At 63.2% G+C, this 16,254-nt stretch carries 21 protein-coding genes; 11 read left to right on the forward strand and 10 right to left on the reverse strand.

Annotation, left to right across the window (positions count from 1 at the left end; all coding sequences use genetic code 11):
• Positions 1-199 precede the first annotated feature (199 nt).
• The gene (locus WC739_RS13370; RefSeq protein ID WP_372953508.1) at positions 200-856 is read left to right on the forward strand and encodes a glutathione S-transferase family protein; all 657 of its coding nucleotides are present in this window, start codon (positions 200-202) and stop codon (positions 854-856) included.
• Positions 857-937: 81 nt separating this feature from the next.
• Here WC739_RS13370 and WC739_RS13375 read toward each other — a convergent pair whose 3' ends face one another.
• The 3 genes from WC739_RS13375 to WC739_RS13385 are packed head-to-tail and all read right to left on the reverse strand — an operon-like array spanning position 938 to position 2,763.
• Positions 938-1,201: an ArsR/SmtB family transcription factor gene (locus WC739_RS13375; RefSeq protein WP_372953509.1), complete on the reverse strand. Its 264-nt coding sequence runs from the start codon at positions 1,199-1,201 to the stop codon at positions 938-940.
• A 30-nt stretch (positions 1,202-1,231) separates the two neighbouring features.
• Complete coding sequence (locus WC739_RS13380) at positions 1,232-2,602, reverse strand: MFS transporter (RefSeq protein WP_372953528.1); 1,371 nt, start codon at positions 2,600-2,602, stop codon at positions 1,232-1,234.
• Complete coding sequence (locus WC739_RS13385) at positions 2,569-2,763, reverse strand: DUF1192 domain-containing protein (protein ID WP_256752651.1); 195 nt, start codon at positions 2,761-2,763, stop codon at positions 2,569-2,571. The genes WC739_RS13380 and WC739_RS13385 overlap by 34 nt, the downstream gene beginning before the upstream one ends.
• Positions 2,764-2,883: 120 nt before the next feature.
• Here WC739_RS13385 and WC739_RS13390 point away from each other — a divergent pair, with 120 nt between their 5' ends.
• The 4 genes from WC739_RS13390 (at position 2,884) to WC739_RS13405 (ending at position 6,748) form a co-directional block, all read left to right on the forward strand.
• Positions 2,884-3,894 carry an NAD(P)H-quinone oxidoreductase gene (locus tag WC739_RS13390; RefSeq protein WP_372953510.1) on the forward strand — a complete coding sequence of 337 codons (1,011 nt, stop codon included), beginning with the start codon at positions 2,884-2,886 and terminating at the stop codon, positions 3,892-3,894.
• Positions 3,895-4,085: 191 nt separating this feature from the next.
• A complete protein-coding gene (locus WC739_RS13395; RefSeq protein WP_372953511.1) occupies positions 4,086-4,226 on the forward strand; it encodes a DUF1127 domain-containing protein in 141 nt (46 codons plus the stop codon).
• Positions 4,227-4,505: 279 nt separating this feature from the next.
• Positions 4,506-5,606, forward strand: a complete 1,101-nt coding sequence (locus WC739_RS13400) for a helix-turn-helix transcriptional regulator (RefSeq protein ID WP_372953512.1) — start codon at positions 4,506-4,508, stop codon at positions 5,604-5,606.
• Between the two features lie 47 nt (positions 5,607-5,653).
• Entirely contained in the window at positions 5,654-6,748 is a 1,095-nt protein-coding gene (locus WC739_RS13405; protein WP_372953513.1) for a helix-turn-helix transcriptional regulator, read from the forward strand.
• A gap of 105 nt (positions 6,749-6,853) precedes the next feature.
• Here WC739_RS13405 and WC739_RS13410 read toward each other — a convergent pair whose 3' ends face one another.
• A complete protein-coding gene (locus WC739_RS13410; RefSeq protein WP_372953514.1) occupies positions 6,854-7,471 on the reverse strand; it encodes a LysE family transporter in 618 nt (205 codons plus the stop codon).
• A 74-nt stretch (positions 7,472-7,545) separates the two neighbouring features.
• Here WC739_RS13410 and WC739_RS13415 point away from each other — a divergent pair, with 74 nt between their 5' ends.
• Positions 7,546-8,514, forward strand: coding sequence for a hypothetical protein (locus tag WC739_RS13415; RefSeq protein ID WP_372953515.1), 969 nt, complete (start codon positions 7,546-7,548; stop codon positions 8,512-8,514).
• Positions 8,515-8,537: 23 nt separating this feature from the next.
• On the opposite strand, the gene WC739_RS13420 is transcribed toward WC739_RS13415, so the two are convergent.
• On the reverse strand, positions 8,538-9,674 hold the full coding sequence (locus tag WC739_RS13420; RefSeq protein ID WP_372953516.1) for a helix-turn-helix transcriptional regulator: 1,137 nt from the start codon (positions 9,672-9,674) through the stop codon (positions 8,538-8,540).
• A gap of 180 nt (positions 9,675-9,854) precedes the next feature.
• On the opposite strand from WC739_RS13420, the gene WC739_RS13425 reads away from it, so the two are divergent.
• The 4 genes from WC739_RS13425 to WC739_RS13440 all read left to right on the forward strand — a co-directional run bounded on the left by WC739_RS13425 (position 9,855) and on the right by WC739_RS13440 (position 13,130).
• Positions 9,855-11,222 carry a YadA-like family protein gene (locus tag WC739_RS13425; RefSeq protein WP_372953517.1) on the forward strand — a complete coding sequence of 456 codons (1,368 nt, stop codon included), beginning with the start codon at positions 9,855-9,857 and terminating at the stop codon, positions 11,220-11,222.
• Positions 11,223-11,311: 89 nt separating this feature from the next.
• Complete coding sequence (locus tag WC739_RS13430; protein ID WP_372953518.1) at positions 11,312-11,887, forward strand: hypothetical protein; 576 nt, start codon at positions 11,312-11,314, stop codon at positions 11,885-11,887.
• Between the two features lie 143 nt (positions 11,888-12,030).
• The gene (locus WC739_RS13435; protein WP_372953519.1) at positions 12,031-12,165 is read left to right on the forward strand and encodes a hypothetical protein; all 135 of its coding nucleotides are present in this window, start codon (positions 12,031-12,033) and stop codon (positions 12,163-12,165) included.
• A 269-nt stretch (positions 12,166-12,434) separates the two neighbouring features.
• Positions 12,435-13,130: a DUF1013 domain-containing protein gene (locus WC739_RS13440; protein ID WP_372953520.1), complete on the forward strand. Its 696-nt coding sequence runs from the start codon at positions 12,435-12,437 to the stop codon at positions 13,128-13,130.
• 63 nt (positions 13,131-13,193) lie between these two features.
• Here the strand turns inward: WC739_RS13440 and WC739_RS13445 are convergent, their stop codons facing one another.
• The 4 genes from WC739_RS13445 to WC739_RS13460 form a co-directional block, all read right to left on the reverse strand.
• On the reverse strand, positions 13,194-13,913 hold the full coding sequence (locus WC739_RS13445) for a helix-turn-helix transcriptional regulator (RefSeq protein ID WP_372953521.1): 720 nt from the start codon (positions 13,911-13,913) through the stop codon (positions 13,194-13,196).
• Between the two features lie 69 nt (positions 13,914-13,982).
• Entirely contained in the window at positions 13,983-14,390 is a 408-nt protein-coding gene (locus tag WC739_RS13450) for a hypothetical protein (RefSeq protein ID WP_372953522.1), read from the reverse strand.
• Positions 14,391-14,447: 57 nt separating this feature from the next.
• Positions 14,448-15,038 carry a DJ-1/PfpI family protein gene (locus tag WC739_RS13455; protein ID WP_372953523.1) on the reverse strand — a complete coding sequence of 197 codons (591 nt, stop codon included), beginning with the start codon at positions 15,036-15,038 and terminating at the stop codon, positions 14,448-14,450.
• Positions 15,039-15,103: 65 nt separating this feature from the next.
• A complete protein-coding gene (locus WC739_RS13460; RefSeq protein WP_372953524.1) occupies positions 15,104-15,268 on the reverse strand; it encodes a hypothetical protein in 165 nt (54 codons plus the stop codon).
• A 200-nt stretch (positions 15,269-15,468) separates the two neighbouring features.
• Between WC739_RS13460 and WC739_RS13465 the strand changes: the two genes are divergently transcribed.
• Positions 15,469-15,630 (forward strand): hypothetical protein, encoded by a 162-nt coding sequence (locus tag WC739_RS13465; RefSeq protein WP_372953525.1) that lies wholly within the window; start codon positions 15,469-15,471, stop codon positions 15,628-15,630.
• A gap of 30 nt (positions 15,631-15,660) precedes the next feature.
• Here the strand turns inward: WC739_RS13465 and WC739_RS13470 are convergent.
• On the reverse strand, positions 15,661-16,254 hold a 594-nt coding region (locus tag WC739_RS13470; protein WP_372953526.1), incomplete at its 5' end, for an SGNH/GDSL hydrolase family protein.

The following is a 16,254-nucleotide window of genomic DNA, read 5'->3' on the forward strand; positions in this document are numbered from 1 at the left end:
GTGCTGGCCCCAGGCCTTGCCGGCGACCAAGGCTTCGTAAGCGGCCTGCAGCGTCCGCCGTCGATCGGGATACGATTGGCGAGGGCGTTGTCGCCCACACGCAAGCCAGTCGAGCCAGGCGGGCGATAGCCAGCAAACGCTTCAGCGTCTAACCTTAGGACAGCGCACCCGACCCAGCCGCCAAACAGACGAGCCAGCAATGTCCCTCACGCTTCATTTCCATCCATTGGCTTCCTTCTGCTGGAAACCATTGATCGCACTCTACGAGAACGAGACGGAGTTCGCCTCCGTGATCGTCGATCTCGGCAGTGAGAAATCGCGCGCGGCATTCCGGAAGATATCGCCGTCGGGCAAGGTGCCGGTCCTGCGCGACGACGCGCGCGACCGCACGGTGCCGGAATCGAGCATCATCGTGGAATATCTGGCCACGCACTATCCGGGACCTGTCGAACTGCTGCCCGCCGATATCGACCTGGCCAGCGAGGTTCGCCTGGCCGACCGCTTCTATGATTTCTACGTGCAGGAGCCGATGCAAAAGATCGTCGGCGACCGTTTGCGTCCGGAAGGCAAGACCGATCCGTTCGGTGTCGAGCAGGCCCGCGAACAGCTGCGCAATTCCTACGCCGCGATCGAACAGGATATGCGCAGGAAGATCTGGGCGGTGGCCGACTGCTTCACGATGGCTGACTGCGCGGCGGCTCCGGCGCTGTTCTACGCCAACAAGGTCGAACCGTTCGGCGACACATTCCCTGCCGTCAAAACCTATCACGACCGGTTGATGCTGCGGCCCTCATTCGCCCGCGTGATCGAGGAGGCGCGGCCCTACTTCAAGTTCTTCCCCTACAATAATGGCTGATCGCGATGCGCCACAATCCGGCCGGGCACTTGATGCTCAAGCCATTCGCCGTCTCGGCTTTTCACAAGCAGGCGGAATGGATCAGTCTTCCCAGAACTGATCGAGCCAGATGTTGAGCTTGAGGAAGCCGGCGGTGCTCACCGTATAGACCCGCCTTGTGCCTTCGGCCCTGGCGTTGACCAGGCCGGCATCGAGCAGCACTTTCAGATGTTGTGAAACGGCCGGTCGAGATACTGGCAGCCCCGCGGCCAGTTCGTTGACAGTCTTCGGGCCGCGCCGGAGCTCTTCCAGAAGATGGCGCCGGTTGGGATCGGCAATCGCCAAGAAGGCGTCGGAAATCATCATACCTATTTGTGAGGCAAAGCTTTTGGAATCTCAACCGTCGGGTTCATCTTTCCTGCGCGGATCGAGCCGCAATGCTTCCGGCGTCACCGAACGGTCGGCCGGTTGCGTCGTGAAGGCGTCGCGATCGCCGATCGGCACAGGCGCACGGCGGCTGATGCGCAGCAGCGTATAACACGCCAGGCACAGATGCGCGAAGGCTGTCGCGAGGAACAGGGCTTCGGGGCGCATCCAGCCCATCAGGGCCGCTGCCAGCAAGGGTCCGATCATCGTGCCAAAGCCGTAGAGAAGGAGCAGGCCGCCCGAGACCTTGACGAAATCCTCTGACCGGGCGTGGTCGTTGGCATGCGCCACCGCGATCGAATAGAGAGTGTAGGCGAAGGCGCCATAGGCGGCGGTGCAGACGATCACGAAGACGCCGGAGCGGGGCTCGGACAGGAAGATGGCGAACGCGAACAAGGCCGCGCCGAATGCGGCGCCCGCCAGCACGAAACGCCGGTCGGTCTTGTCGGAGAGACGCCCCGCCGGAAGCTGCATGGCCGCCCCGGCGACCACCACAAGGCTCATCATCAAGGCGATCTCGGCCGTGGAGATGCCGATGCGGGCTCCATACACCGCGCCCAGCGTGCCCCAGGCGCCGTTGGCGATGCCGATCAAAACGCAAGCAACGGCGGACACGGGCGAATTGGCATAGAGGCCTTTGACGTCGAGCGAGACATCCTGCAGCGGCTTGGGGTGGGAGGCGGTCGAGACCGCGGTCGGAATGAGCGACAGGCAAAACAGGATGCCGGTGATCATGAACAGCGAGGCCGATTTCACGTCGCCGCCGGCGACGATCATCTGCCCGCCCATGATCGAGGCATAGGTGACCATCATATAGAGGCCGAAGACGGTGCCGCGGTTTTCGTTGGTGGCCTTCTCGTTGAGCCAGCTTTCGATGACCATGAAGGCGCCGGCCATGGTGAAGCCTGTGAAGGCGCGCAGCAGGATCCAGACATAGTCATCGATGATCAGCCCGGTGAGCAGCGCCACAATGGCGCCCGACGCGGCAAAGGCGCCGAAAGCCCGCACATGCCCGGCGCGGCGCACGATACGCGGGGCGAAGAAGCAGCCGGTGACGAAGCCGCCGGCCCAGGCCGTGCCCATCAGGCCGAGCGATGCGGTCGAGAAGCCTTCCAACTGACCTCGCAAAGGCAAGAGCAGCCCGTGCAATCCGGACGCCGCGAGCAGGAAGGCGGTACCGCGCAGCAATGAGAGGATCGGTCGGTAGGTTGCGAACATTTTTTGATCCGGCTCGAGTTTGACGGGGCGCTGGGTCCGAGGACGGTCGCATTCGGGCTTTTCGGCGGCGAGCCCTTCGGTCCGCGCCTCTATCCGCGGCGGAACAGGGCCTCGGCGGCCGATTTGGTATTGTCCTTGGCCTTGAGTTCGTTCTCCAGCCGGGCGATCTCGTCGCGCAGGATGCCGATCCGCTCGGTCAATTCACCGACCGAAAGCAGCGACAAATCCTGCCCGATCTCGTGCGGGCGTGCCTTCTTCTTCGGTTCGTCGTCGAAGATCGCCATCGTCGCTTCTCCTCCGCCACACCTGATTGGCCATTTGCCTGATTTGGCAATCAGCATACATAGGGCATGGGCGTCGATGCAAACACCCGGACGGACAATGGCGAGGAAAGACGGATATTCATGGCGAGCGAACCCAAAATTCCGGCAAGGATGACAGCCATCGCGATCTCCGAACCCGGTGGCCCGCGGGTGCTGAAACCGGAAATGCGCGACGTGCCCCAGCCCGGCCTCGGCGAGATCCTGATCAAGGTGCACGCGGCCGGTGTCAACCGGCCGGACGTGCAGCAGCGCAAGGGCGCCTATCCGGCACCGCCCGGCGCGTCGGACCTGCCTGGCCTCGAGGCCTCCGGCGAGGTGGCGGCGCTTGGCGAGGGCGTATCGCGCTGGCGCATCGGCGACCGCGTCTGCGCGCTGACGCCCGGCGGCGGCTATGCCGAATATGTCAAGGTTCATGCCGGCAGCGTGCTGCCGTTGCCGGCCGGCTTCACCCATACGGAAGCGGCGGCGGTGCCGGAAAACTATTTCACCGTCTGGCACAATGTGTTCGAGCGCGGGGGCCTCAAGAGCGGTGAAACGCTGCTGGTCCATGGCGGCTCTTCCGGCATCGGCACCACCGCGATCCAGCTGGCCTCGGCCTTCGGCGCCTATGTCGTCACCACCGCCGGCAGCAAGGAGAAATGCGACGCCTGCCTGAAGATCGGCGCCGGCCGGGCGATCAACTACCGCGAGGAGGATTTCGTCGCCGCGGTCAAGGAAGCGACCGGCGGCAAGGGCGCCAATGTCATCCTCGACATGGTTGGCGGCGACTATGTGGCGCGAAACCATGAAGCGGCTGCCGTGGAGGGCCGCATCGTGCAGATCGCCACACAGGGTGGCGCCGTGGCGAGCGCCGACTTTTCGAAAATCATGGTCAAGCGGCTGATCCACACGGGGTCGACGCTGAGGCCGCGCACCGTCGAGTTCAAGGCGGCGGTCGCCGCCGCGCTGGAAGCGCAGGTGTGGCCGCTGCTCGGCACGCGGAAGGTGGCGCCGGTCATGGACATGATCTTCCCGCTCAGCGAGGCGTGGCGGGCGCATGAGCGGATGGAAGAAGGCGATCATATCGGTAAGATCGTGCTCGACGTGGGCTAGGAGGTGTCGATGTTCCGGCGATGCCGGCCCAACGCGTCAGAGACGTGCGCGGCCCTGCCTACAAGATGAACAAAGCCTTAATGGTGCAATGCAGCATTTGCATCATTGCTATGCAAAATCGGCCGTTCACCTCCCGATCGATGATGACTATTTAAGCAGCATCGAAACGAACATTTGTCTGGAGGACCACCATGAACCCGATCCGCGCTTTCCGTAACTGGCGCATGTACAACGAAACCGTGCGTGAGCTGAACCGCCTCAACGCCCGTCAGCTCAGCGATCTCGGCATCAGCCGCGCCGACATCGAGACGATCGCCCGTAAGGCCATCTGACATCAGGCGGGGCCCGCTCATGAAAGTGGATCCCGCCCTAGAAGCCAGAGCCGCATAGACGGATTCCGTCGCGGTTCCGAGCCCGCTGGACCTTGTCCGGCGGGTTTTGTCATTTTGGGGCGAGCGGCAGGGCCTGGTCGCCGAATGTCTTGCCATCATGCGCTTCGGAAGGGTTGACCTCAGTTTCCAGCATGGCATGTTGCCGGCAGGGACCGGTTACCGCGTGAGGGCGTTGGGGGCCGGCAGGATCAAAATGCCGAAGAAGGCTCCCCACGCCCGATGTCTGATGATCTTATCGACAAGATCTACGAGGCCGCGTTTGTGCCCGACCTATGGCCAGACGTGTTGGAGAGTATCGATGCCGTCTCCGACTCGGTGGCTGGCTCGGTGTTCCTGTTTGCCGACGACCAGCCGGTTCGGGGTCGCACCGTCGGGCCGCTGCAAGACCTGCTCGGCGAGTTCCTGGTCAGCGACACCTTGCAATTTTCGACGGCCGTATCACGCATGTGCGCCGTGCAACCGGCGAGCTTCGTCGATGTCGACAGCTTTCTGACGACCGAGGAAATCGCGAACGATCCGGTCCGGATACGCTTGCGTGCGCTTGGCATCGGCGCCCACACCTGCACGGCCATTCCGATGCCGAGCGGCGAATTGGCGATTTTCGTTTTCCAGCGCAAGCTCGGGGATGGCAATTACGGCCGCGCACATTTCGACGCGCTTGACGGTCTGCGCCCCACCATGGCCCGGGCAAGCCTGATCGCCGCACGGCTCGGCCTCGAACGGGCGCAAGGCACCGTTGCCGCCATGACGGCGATGGGCCTGCCGGCGGCAATCCTGTCGTCGAGCGGGCGTGTGCTCGCCGCCAACCCGCTGTTTGAGGCGATGGAATCCATTTTCCTGCCTGTTGCGATGGGTGGGCTGGCGATCGGCGACGCGGAGGCCAACCGGCTGTTCCAGCAGGCCATCCTTGCCGAGCGCCGCGAGGTCGAGCCGTCGGTCCGGTCCATCCCGGTGGCGGCGGGCACGGACACGCCGCCGCTTATCCTCCACTTCCTGCCGTTGCGCCGCGCGGCTCACGAAATCTTCTCCGGCGCGGATATCCTTGTAGCGGCAACGGCTGTGAGCGCCAGTTCGGTCGTGCCCTCGCCGTCCCTTCTGATGGGACTGTTCGACCTGACGCCGGCCGAGGCCCGCCTCGCTTCGGCGCTGTCGCAAGGCCGTCCGCTAAAGGACGCCGCGGCCAGCTCCAACATCACCGTGAAGACCGGGCGGAGCTATCTGGAGCGGATTTTCGCCAAGACCGGAACCCGTCAGCAAAGCCAGCTTGTCGCGTTGCTCAAAAGCACGGAACTGCCTCAGTTGCCCATGCGCGGCAAATGATCGTCCATCTTGCCGCTGACACCGGCCCCAGCCATGCGTGAACAGGAATGATCGCTTCGCTGCCCGATCGCATCTACGAAGCCGCGTTCGTGCCTGAACTGTGGCCGGGCGTGCTGGAGGAACTAAGCAACGTCTCCAACTCCGCCGCCGCCTCGCTTGTCCTGTTCGATGACCGCGCCTCCCCGAAATTCATCGCGACGGATTTGATCGCCCCGGTTCTGGAGGCTTTCGACTCAGCCAATGGATGGCAGAAAAGCGAGGAGGTTCAGCTTCTCTTCTCGATGACGCCACCTTCGGCTTTTGTCTATGACGCCGATTATTTCCCGCCCGAGGCGCTGGCAAGCAATCATCTGCGCCTCGATCGAACCCGGCCGCTGGGGATCGGCGGACAGGTCGGTTCGTTCGTCGTCATGCCGACGGGAGAGATGGCATTGTTTTCGACCGAGCGTTGGCTTGAAAACAACCGCCCCACTGCGGAGGACATGGAGCGATTGAACGCCTTGCGGCCGCATCTCGCCCGCGCTGGCCTGATTGCGACAAGACTCGGCCTGGAGCGCGCAAAAGACACTGTTTCGGCCATGGAAAGAATAGGCTTGCCGGCAGCCGTTCTTTCGTCAACAGGCCTGGTTCTTGCCGCCAATGCGATGCTTGAGGCGATGGCCTCTGTTTTTCGCACGGTCGCCTTCGGCGGTCTGGCGGTCGGCGATGCCCAATCCGATCTGCTGTTCCAGCAGGCAGTCGATTCGGTGCGCGGCCGCAGCGCGGTTTCCGTCCGATCGATTCCTGTTGCCGCACAAGACGATCGCCCACCGATCATAGTCCACCTGGTGCCATTGCATCGTTCCGCGCATGACATCTTTTCAGGCGGCGACATTCTGGTGGTTGCGACGGCGGTGAAAGCCAGTTCGATGGTTCCATCGCCAACCCTTCTTGCCGGTCTGTTCGACCTTACGCCCGCGGAGGCGCGCCTCGCCTCCGCCCTATCGCGTGGTCTTGCGCTGAAAGACGCGGCAGCCGGATCCAACATCACCGTCAAGACAGGCCGGACCTACCTCGAACGGATTTTCGCCAAGACCGGGACGCGCCGGCAGAGCCAACTCCTCGCTCTGCTCAAGAGCACGGAGGTGCTCAGCCGAAGATGAGGCTAGAAGCTAGACGCGTCGCTTAAGGCGCGTCGCCGAAAAGGATTCTGGCGACGCGATTACGCCCGGTTCTTTGCATGTCGTTGTTTCAACCGCGGACATGCATCAACGCCCAAGTGCCGCGGCGCCGAGCACCACCAAGGCTCCGCCCAGCACGATGTCGGCATGCCTTCGAAAACGACCGTATAGTCGCCGGATGGCCGGTTGGGACATGCAAAGGACAAGCAGGCCGAACCATGCGATGGCAATCCCAAAGACCAGCAAGACCAGGGATATATAAGTCTCTCCACGGGTGCCCAAATTCAGCGTGGAGGATGCGAAGAACAATGCGGTGGCCGGATTTGCCACCGCGGTGACAAACCCTACGCGGAAGTATCGGGTGATCGGAAAAGGCTTCGGCTCGTTGACGCCGACCTTGATCGACAGCGCCCGCCTCATCGAATTCCAGCCGATGAAGACCAGCATTGCGCCGTAGAGGCTGGCAGCGACCTGATGTGCGACGCCCGCCACCGGCAAGGCGGCAGCTCCAGTCGCGACCATGGCCGCCAGCGAACTGGCGCCCAGGGCAATACCGGCGGCAGCGGACAGGGCTGTGGCGCGCGAAGCGGTTAGCGCGGCCTGCGTGACGACGGCGAAGTTGGCGCCGGGCAACATTGCCACCAGCGCATAGGAGATGGCGAACGGAAGCAACCCCGCCACAACGGCATGTCCGGTCTCGAACATCGATTGACCCCACCCGCAGCGCCGCTCCTGCAATGCAGGCAGCCGCATTCGAAGGCGAAATCTGGACGAAATGCATGTCGCCGAACAGTCGTCATATGCCGACTGTCGCCGACCCGGCAGACTTACTACGCTTCGACGCAGCTGTTGTGCCGGCTGCATTCAGCATCGTTCGTTGTGGCTCCTTTGGCGCTACCGACCTTCGATGCAACCGAGACCCCGAGGAGGATGAAATGCCGATTGGCGAATGTCATGTCACGGAGATCAAGGTTCTGAAAGACGGCGACGCCATGGGTTCTGCCGATATGCACTTTGCTTTGACAGTGAATGGAAGCGGTCAGTCTCTCGGTCGATTTCCCGCCACCGACAGCGGCGACACGCTCAAGATCGGCATGACATTTCTCTTCCCGCTCACGCCGATCATTTCCCTGCGCTTCACGGCCACTGACGAGGAACCTCATGTCTGGGGCATGAGCGACCAGGTTGCCGACCATGTCTTCGAGATCGATACGCGAAACGATCCGCTCCCTTGCAACGGACACATGACGGCCAACCAGAATGGGGTGAAGGCGAGGGTCTACTTCAATTTGTCCTTCGGCAATGTCATGCAGGATGTGATTGGCCTTCGCTCATCGCTAAAGTGTCGTGGCAGCGTGGAAGGGCCCCGGTGGCTCGACGGCAATACGGTGACTGGCACCGTTGCGCTCGCGCCCAAGGCCACTTCTCCCTACACGGGCGCTGCCTGGATCATTCACGATCTGGGAGACGACCGCATCGCGTTTGAATGTCTTGGAAATGTCCCGGGGCCAAAATGGCTCGATGGCAACACGGTCGACGGCACGGTGGGGCTGGCGCCGGAGTTGGGAGGACGGTTTACCGGAACCGCCTGGCGAGCCAATGCGATAAGCCAGGATCAGTTCACGCTCGAATGCCTGGGCGATGTTCCCGGCTCAAAATGGCTCGACGGCAACACAGTGGCGGGGACCGTAAGCCTGGCACCGCATACCGGAACACCTTACAGCGGCACAGTCTGGAGCCGGTTTTAGGATCGAATCTGTTTGCGGTGCAGTTATCTGCGTCCGCTTAGCGGTTCCGTGCTTTTGAGCAGCGCGACCAGTTCGCTTTGCTGGCGGGTGCGGGTCTTGGCGAAGATCCGTTCGAGATAGGTGCGGGAGGTCTTCACGGTGATGCTCGAAGCTGCCGCGGCTTCACTCAGCGACCGGCCGGATGCCAATGTCGTTGCCAGCCGGGCTTCCGCCGGCGTCAGGCCGAAGAGACCCCGCAGATGCGTCTCGAAGCCCGCGGGGATATTTCTGGCGACCTCAGTCACCATGATCACCGCGCAGCGCTCCGACGCCAGGCCATAAGCGCGGGCATCGACGAATGGCGCCACCGACAGGACCAGGCGCGTCAGGTCCGATCGCTTTTGGTCCGACGGCACCAACATTGTTCCGCCGACACCCGGCATCACCCCATCTCGCAAGGAGCAGGCATCCACAACCAGTCGCTGCAGTTCCTGTGTATCTCTCACGCTGGCGGCGACTATTGTGCCGTCCCTCAGTCCCAGCGGACCGTCAGGACGCGCCAGTATCGCCTCGGCGGCCTCGTTCATCTGCGCGATGTGCTGATGGCCGCTGACCAGAAAGACGCCGAAGGGCAGGTGTGAGAATGCCGATGCCAGCGCTGACATGTTTTCCAACCGCCGGCCGATCTGGCCGGCGCGTATGACATGCGGCACGATCCTTTGCAAAAGGTCGATATCGTGGGCGCCGAATGCATCCTGCCGTGCTCCGCGATGAATATCGAGCAGCCAGTGCGCGCCATTGGAAGCGAGCAGGTTACAGGCCAGCCCGTGATACATGTCGCGCGGCCTCATCCAGTCCTGCCAGAGTTCGCGACGGCGGAACGCTGTCTCGTCGGACATCAGCGGCCAACGATGGACGGTGCCGACGGGCAAGGCGGCCGACGCCGCGGCCAGGGGGTCGCGAAGCATGGCCTCGACGCCTTCCTGCGAAACGAGTTCCGGATCCGGGTCGGATGCGACGGCGTCGAGCGTTTCCGGACTGACACGCACAATGCAAGAGCGCGAACCGCCGAACAGGTCGAGCAGGCCGTTCACCGCATCGAGCCAGCGCTCCTGGTCGTAGGCCGCCTCATAGATCTGGCCGACCACGGCGGAGACCGCTTCGATGGTGACGTCAGCCATTGGGAGCTTTCCGATCCTTGGGACGATCAAGTTTCGTGAAAAAGATTAGCACACGGAAGCGCTCGCACAAGTTGCATTGCCGCGAAAGGCGATGTTGAAGCCCGCTCGTTTCCGACCCGTGACAATCAGCGACAATGAATATGTGACCATATGGCAACATCCCGACCCAACCAGGAGGTAGTGGCCTCACAAACCGAGGAACAGTCGTCATATGACGACTGTTCGGTTCATCGCCTTGTCTGCACTCTCCCCTGCATTGGCAATTCGACCGGGGGCTTTGGCGTGATAGCAAGAACAATCGGAGGTGCAACGCACCTCTCAGAGACCCCCGCAACACTCGTTTGTGCGGATGGATTGCAGATGCGGCAATCATCAGGATGCCACAAGATACTCAAACGTTCCGGCCCACGCGACACACCAATCGCCGCGATCCTTCTCGCTGGCTTGATGGGTCTGGCCATCTCGACATCCGCCTCTGAGACCGCGTTTGCAGTTACATGCGGGGCAGGAAACGAAACCGCCGACGGTAGCTCCAGCCTTGCCTGCGGTGACGGCACGGTAGCCTACGGCGATCGGTCTGTAGCCGTCGGGGTATTCGCTGTTACCGGAAGTACGAATACGCCTTCCGAATATGACACAGCCGTCGGCTACTCCGCCGGGGCTTTCGGACAGAGTCTTGCTGTCGGCGCGGCAGCAAAGGCAGGCTACGACAACCAGATCGCTCCTAACCTATACCACACAGCCATCGGCACCGGAGCGGAAGCCGGGCAAGGCGTGAACGGCCTGGAATATTCCACCGCGGTTGGCTACGTCGCCAAGGCCAATGCGTCCTACGCGGTTGCGATCGGTGCCGCGGCCGAAGCCAATTTCACCGGTTCGATCGCGATCGGCGAAGGCGTCAAGACCACGGCCGACAATCAGGTGGCGATCGGCAACGCCCAGAACGCCTACACACTGGCCGGCGTCGCCTCCCAGGCGAGCAAGGACGCGCAAGGCGAGACAACCTATCTGATGACCACCGACGCGAACGGCAATCTTGCCGCCTCCACATTCGATGTCGCGACATTGGAGGGGCTGCCTGCGAAAGTTTCGCAGAACACCACTGCAATCAGCAATCTGACCAGCACGGTCTCCGGTCATACGACCGAGCTTGCCGATCACGAAACACGCATCAGCAACAACACCAGCGCGATTGTAAGTCTGGACAACCGCGTGACCACGAACACCAACAACATCACCCAACTCGACGGTCGCGTCGGTGCGCTGGAGAGCGGATTCCAGGATCTCGGTGGCCAGATCAGCGAGAATCGCACCGAGGCGCGTGGCGGAACGGCGCTGGCGCTTGCCACGGCCGGGCTGCGTTACGACGATCGACCAGGCAAACTTTCGCTCGCCGGTGGGTTCGGCAATTTCAAAGGCCAGTCCGGCCTGGCGCTCGGCCTTGGCTACAACCCAAGCCTGGACTTCCGCCTCAATGGCGCGATCTCGGCAACAACCAGTCGTGGCGATGTCGGCGTCAGCCTCGGCGCATCCTGGACGCTTAATTGATCTTGGCTTGGACAGTGCCGATCGCACGCCCAGGGCGGACCAGCGTGCGGACAAGCTGTCTTGGGCGGGGGGCGATCGTTGTCGGCGCCATGCTAGCGCTGGCAACGATCGCCGGGCCGCCGCCGTCGGCCCACGCGCAGGCCAAGGAAAAGCGCGTCGGCCAGAAGGCGGCCCATGCCGCCGATATCGACCGCAATGGCGTGCTGATCCTGACAAGAAGCGCGCTTTTGGCGCTCGACCAGGCCAACAAGACCGGCAACTACACCGTGCTGCGTGACCTTGGCTCGCCCAACTTCCAGGCCAACAGCGCCGCCAAACTCGGCGATATCTTCGCCAACCAGCGCAAGCAAGGCCTCGATTTCAGCGCGGTGGCGGTGCTGGAGCCACAATTGACACTGCTGCCACGCATCGAGCCCAGCGGCATGCTGCACATGGCCGGATTTTTCCCGTCGGTGCCGCTGCAACTCAATTTCGAGCTTTTGTTCGAACCGGTGAACCGGCAGTGGAAGATTTTCGGGGTCTCGGTCAACCTCACGTCGGGCGGGCCGCAAGCGCCGGAGACTCCTGTCGCGGGGCAACCGAAGCCGACCGATCCCGGTCCACCCCCGGATGCGCCTTCGATGGCGGTGCAGCCGAAGACAGAAACCAAACCGGCGAAGCCGTAGCGTGCGGAGCATCTGGTGCGCGCCAGTCCTTTGCTTGGGCCGATATCGGGAGGACCCAACTGACCAATGAAAAAAGACATGAGCGGTACGTCTGCATACTAGACCCGACAAATGCATGGACGGTCTGGGATTGCGAGACGGAGATGCCGGCTTCACTGGGCGGGCAGCATCTGACCGGCCGGCCGAAGGAACGAGCCGAGGCTGCCCGCGCAATCCTGGAGCGTATCCACAAGAGCAAGCTGGAGCGTATCCATGACAGCAAAGTGGATGGCGGGTAGACCAAGCGAGACCTTCGACTAATCGTGCTTTTGTCCTTGCCTCGTGCCATAGCGCGATTGGATCATGCCCGGCGTCCCCATTCGAAGCCAGGGCGCCGCGCTCGGCGAGGACCGGCGTACACTTTGACGACCATGACGCGGTCCGGCTCGCTTCTCCAAAACCGTTGCGAAACGACCCGAGAGCGGCTATACAGACCGCGAATTTCCCATTTTGGTGGCTCTAAACCACCGCCCGCGCGGGAACGCGGGCGAACGAGAAGGATTTTTAAATGGCCAATACGCTGCTGATGCCCAAGGCGACCGCCGTCTGGCTGGTCGACAACACCGCGCTGTCCTTCGAGCAGATCGCGCAGTTCTGCGGGCTGCATCCGCTCGAGGTCAAGGCGATCGCCGATGGCGAATCGGCGCAAGGCATCAAGGGCATGGATCCGATCATGACAGGCCAGTTGACGCGCGACGAGATCGCCCGCGCCGAGAAGGACGCCAACCAGCGCCTGAAGCTTTCCGATCCAAAGGTGCGTGTGCCTGAATCCAAGCGCAAGGGTCCGCGCTACACTCCCCTGTCGAAGCGCCAGGACCGCCCCAATGCCATTCTATGGCTGGTGCGCAACCATCCCGAACTCAAGGACGCGCAGATTTCACGCCTGGTCGGCACCACCAAGTCGACGATCGAGCAGATCCGCGAGCGCAAGCACTGGAACTCGGCCAATTTGCAGCCGATGGATCCGGTGACGCTGGGCCTCGCCTCGCAGATCGACCTCGACATGGAAGTCAACCGAGCCTCGCGTGGCCGCGAACAGGCACAGCCGGCCGGTGACACGCTGCTGCCGGCGGCCTTGACCGAGCGCCTCGTGCCGGCTCCCGAGAAGCCGAAGGACGAGGATGCCGAACTCGACGCCAACGCCGTGTTCGCCAAGCTCTCGGCCCTGAAGTCGAAGAACACGGACAATGACGACGACGAGTGAGACCTCGCACCTTCAATGAAAAAAGCCCGCTTCGAGCGGGCTTTTTTGTGGGATCAGGCGGCTTCAGCTTCGCGCCGCCCGATCGGGCGCCATGCCGTAGTCCTCGCTGCGCTCCACGGCCCTGTAGAAGTCGGCAAGCTGCTTGCCGCGCTCGGGTTTGAAGATGCGTCCGGCGATGACGACCGAGGCGATGCGATCGATGCGGAAGGCGCGGAAGTCGTCGCGCATCTCGCACCAGGCGACCAGCGTCCACACCTTGCCCCAGAACCACAGGCCAAGCGGACGGATATCGCGCGCGCTGCCGCGGCCGGCCTCGTCGGAATAGTTGACGGTCAGCACCTGGCGTTTCTCGATCGAACGTTCGATGAGGTCGATGGCTTCACGGGCGGCGTCGCTGACCACCCACATCGGCGTGTGGATCTCGGTGCGGGCGATGCGGTCCTTCTCGGCGTCGGGCAGCACGGCGCCGATCTTGACCAGCGCTTCCTCGGCGGCGCGGGCCATGGCGGCGCCGCCAAAGGCGCGCACCATGCGGGCGCCGGCAACCAGCGCCACGATCTCGTCACGCGTGAACATCAGCGGCGGAAGGTCGAAACCCTCCCTCATCATGTAGCCGACGCCCGCCTCGCCGTCGATCGGCACTCCGGTCGACTGCAGGTCGGCTATATCGCGATAGATGGTTCGCTCGGAAACCTCGAGCCATGTGCCAAGTTTCTGCGCGGTGACCAGACGGCCGCCACGCAGGTGCTGCACGATCTGAAAGAGCCTGTCGGCGCGACGCATCGTATGGTCCCTCGGTGTTGTCTGCCCGCTTGTCGCCCCAGACCGGGTCCGGATTTCCGACGACGTGCACTATGGTTTGAGCCCTTCGTGCTTGCGCTGCGCGGCGACGAATTCCGCGCCGAAGGATAGCCTGCCTGTCGTCGGCGTCCTCGCATCGAGCACACGCCAGAACGGCGCGACGTCGCTCAACGCCATGCCGCGTTCGAGATCCTCCCCGGCTGCTTCCGCCACCGTGCGCAGATGATAGCCTATCGTGACGGGACATGTCACTTCGGCGCCATGCTCGACGGCGAGGGCGGTCCGAAGCGCGCGCACATCCATTTCGACCCCTTGGGGAATCGAGCGGATGAAATCGTCGACCTGGCGCGCGGTCGGGACCAGCATCGGCTGGCCCTCGACAATGCCAGCCATAGCGCGCGGCGCCGGCCTGATGCCGTTTATTCCCGGCGTGTTCAACCTGTCGTTCCAGCTTTTCATCGAGTGTCCTCCTCGGTGACCGCCCTACCATCGCATGCGGCTCCTGACACCATTCTGTCAGGAGCCTTCAGCATACTCGCTGGCAAACATGGTCCGCATCCTGGCGATATCGGCACTTCGTTCGGGATAGAGTGCGTTCAGGAAAGCCAGCGCGAATGTGCCGGGGGCTGAGCCCGGAGCAGAAACGACGGCGCCGTCGGCAACCGCGTGCGGCACGTCCTGATAGTTGACGTCGCCGACGTAGCCGGCTTCGTGCCCGTTGATCCAGTCACGGCCATTGCTGGTATGCCTGGCGTGGGCAAAGAGGCCGGCCCGGGCGAGGGCCAGCGTGCCGGCGCAGATGCCGCCCACCACGCCGCCGCGGGCGGCAATGCCGGTCAGCAGTTCGCCAATATCAGGCGGGGTCTTGCCAGCCCATTGATCCGAGCCGATGACGGCTATGGCGTCGAGATCGGCATTTTCGCCGACCCCGGCCGGGCGATCCGGCGTGAGCCGAAACCCGCTCATGCTACGCACCGGTTGTCCGTCTGGAGTGAGCGATACGGCGCGGGCATCGAACCACTCGACCGCGGAGGCGGCCAGCAGTCCATATTCCCAATCGGCGAACCCTTCGATGAACAGAAGGCCGATCGTCTTGCGTTCAGACATGTAGCTGCTCCTTGCCGATCTCTTGCTAAAGCGCCCGCACTGCCGCCGACGCCGGTTGCAAGGCCTCAGTTGCCGCCCGGGAAACGGTCATACATATCCGGCCAGCCGATATCCTTGCGAACGTCCGCCGGCAACGCGTTCATGAACCGCCGGGCGCGGATCTCGTTGTGCATGGTGCGAACCTTGCCGACATAATGCTGCATTCCGCGCAGGATGGAAAATCCGTTCATCACCAGTCTCCTCTCTCTGGACAAGAACATCATCGCACACCCCTGCTGACAGCAGTCTGTCAGGAGGCAGCCTGCCGTGGGGGCGTTGGTAATGGACCGTCGGACCAGCTGCGCGGCCAGGCCGAAAACGCACCGCGATTTCCTGCCGGCAGCCGATCGAACCGCTTTGACAGGCGCCGGTCTTGCTGGTCAAAGGCGACATGACGAAAATTCTCGCCCTGGTCATTGTCGGTTTCATGGTCATCCAGTTGATCAAGCCGCTGGGCTGGCCGGGGCTGAAACGCCGCGGCGACTTCTGGAAGCTGGCGCTGCTGGCCATGGCCGCGATCTCGCTGGCGGCGGCGCTGGGTCATTTGACCTAGACCGGAAGACAACACCGGCCGCATCGGTGTTCAGCCGGCAAGTACCGGCCCGACAAGATGCTCGGCCCATGCCCGATAGCCGGCTTCCGAGGCATGAAAGCCGTCGGAAGCAAAACCGGCCCCGGGGTCGGTGATGGGCAGTCGGGGGGCGGGGACCGCGCCGCGCTCCAGGCAAAGGCGCTCACCCATCCGGTTCATCGCGGTGGCGCGGATTTCGAGGATCTCGCCGAGCAGCGCCGGCATGGCCGGCGCGCGCGTGAACTCCAGCACCGGCGACCACACCACGCGCGCTTCCGGCCACTTGGCGCGCAACGCATAGAGCAGGCCGCCGAACTCCTTCTTGAAACGCGGCACCGAGTGGAAGTTCTTGGTGTCGTTTGTGCCTATGGCCAGCACGATATGCGTCCACGGATCGGCCGACAGATTGGGCAGCACATGGTCCCGGATCTGGCCAGACGTCGCAGAGTTGAAGCCGGCGGCCCGCCATCGCACCGCGCGGCCGGTGCGGCGGGAGATCAGCATGGCGAGTTGCGCGGCCAGGCCGTCTTCGGAATTGCCGATGCCGACCGAAGCGGCCGAGGAATCGCCCAGCACCAAGAGCGAGATCGCCGGCGCGTCTCCTGA

It is taken from the genome of Mesorhizobium sp., assembly GCF_041661565.1.
In the GTDB taxonomy this organism is placed as follows: domain Bacteria; phylum Pseudomonadota; class Alphaproteobacteria; order Rhizobiales; family Rhizobiaceae; genus Mesorhizobium.

Excerpts from the sequence above, each read along its gene's own strand:
- WC739_RS13430 (WP_372953518.1), top strand. The coding sequence starts at position 11,312 with ATGCTAGCGCTGGCAACGATCGCCGGGCCGCCGCCGTCGGCCCACGCG.
- WC739_RS13410 (WP_372953514.1), bottom strand. The coding sequence starts at position 7,471 with ATGTTCGAGACCGGACATGCCGTTGTGGCGGGGTTGCTTCCGTTCGCC.
- WC739_RS13385 (WP_256752651.1), bottom strand. The coding sequence starts at position 2,763 with ATGGCGATCTTCGACGACGAACCGAAGAAGAAGGCACGCCCGCACGAG.
- WC739_RS13455 (WP_372953523.1), bottom strand. The coding sequence starts at position 15,038 with ATGTCTGAACGCAAGACGATCGGCCTTCTGTTCATCGAAGGGTTCGCC.
- WC739_RS13415 (WP_372953515.1), top strand. The coding sequence starts at position 7,546 with ATGTCGCCGAACAGTCGTCATATGCCGACTGTCGCCGACCCGGCAGAC.
- WC739_RS13450 (WP_372953522.1), bottom strand. The coding sequence starts at position 14,390 with ATGAAAAGCTGGAACGACAGGTTGAACACGCCGGGAATAAACGGCATC.
- WC739_RS13370 (WP_372953508.1), top strand. The coding sequence starts at position 200 with ATGTCCCTCACGCTTCATTTCCATCCATTGGCTTCCTTCTGCTGGAAA.
- WC739_RS13405 (WP_372953513.1), top strand. The coding sequence starts at position 5,654 with ATGATCGCTTCGCTGCCCGATCGCATCTACGAAGCCGCGTTCGTGCCT.
- WC739_RS13400 (WP_372953512.1), top strand. The coding sequence starts at position 4,506 with ATGTCTGATGATCTTATCGACAAGATCTACGAGGCCGCGTTTGTGCCC.
- WC739_RS13465 (WP_372953525.1), top strand. The coding sequence starts at position 15,469 with ATGACGAAAATTCTCGCCCTGGTCATTGTCGGTTTCATGGTCATCCAG.
- WC739_RS13445 (WP_372953521.1), bottom strand. The coding sequence starts at position 13,913 with ATGCGTCGCGCCGACAGGCTCTTTCAGATCGTGCAGCACCTGCGTGGC.
- WC739_RS13460 (WP_372953524.1), bottom strand. The coding sequence starts at position 15,268 with ATGAACGGATTTTCCATCCTGCGCGGAATGCAGCATTATGTCGGCAAG.
- WC739_RS13395 (WP_372953511.1), top strand. The coding sequence starts at position 4,086 with ATGAACCCGATCCGCGCTTTCCGTAACTGGCGCATGTACAACGAAACC.
- WC739_RS13390 (WP_372953510.1), top strand. The coding sequence starts at position 2,884 with ATGGCGAGCGAACCCAAAATTCCGGCAAGGATGACAGCCATCGCGATC.
- WC739_RS13440 (WP_372953520.1), top strand. The coding sequence starts at position 12,435 with ATGGCCAATACGCTGCTGATGCCCAAGGCGACCGCCGTCTGGCTGGTC.
- WC739_RS13420 (WP_372953516.1), bottom strand. The coding sequence starts at position 9,674 with ATGGCTGACGTCACCATCGAAGCGGTCTCCGCCGTGGTCGGCCAGATC.
- WC739_RS13375 (WP_372953509.1), bottom strand. The coding sequence starts at position 1,201 with ATGATGATTTCCGACGCCTTCTTGGCGATTGCCGATCCCAACCGGCGC.
- WC739_RS13435 (WP_372953519.1), top strand. The coding sequence starts at position 12,031 with ATGCCGGCTTCACTGGGCGGGCAGCATCTGACCGGCCGGCCGAAGGAA.